The 255-nt window shown below is 67.5% G+C and carries 1 pseudogene; it reads right to left on the bottom strand.

Going from position 1 to position 255, the window contains the following annotated elements:
* A pseudogene (locus tag IU459_RS38100) lies at positions 1-221 on the bottom strand (IS3 family transposase); the annotation flags it as partial.
* Between the last annotated feature and the right edge of the window lie 34 nt (positions 222-255).

A 255-nucleotide genomic window follows, 5' to 3' on the forward strand; every position in this document is an offset into this window, starting at 1 on the left:
GGCACGTAAGTAAAGTCGGTGACCCACTTGCGATTTGGCTCGGCTGCGGTGAAGTCGCGGTCGACCAGGTCCGGGGCGCGGCGATGACCGGCGCCTTTCCCTGCGATCGTGGTGCGGTGTTTGCCGCCGCGGACCACGCCCGACAGGCCTTCGTCACGCATGAGTCGGTCGACGGTGCCGATCCCGATCTGGTGGCCTTGGCGGCGCAGATACGGGGCCATCTTGCGGCGCCCATACATTCCTTCGGGCGTGCCG

The sequence above is a fragment of the Nocardia amamiensis genome, assembly GCF_015477605.1.
Taxonomy (GTDB): Bacteria; Actinomycetota; Actinomycetes; order Mycobacteriales; family Mycobacteriaceae; genus Nocardia; species Nocardia amamiensis_A.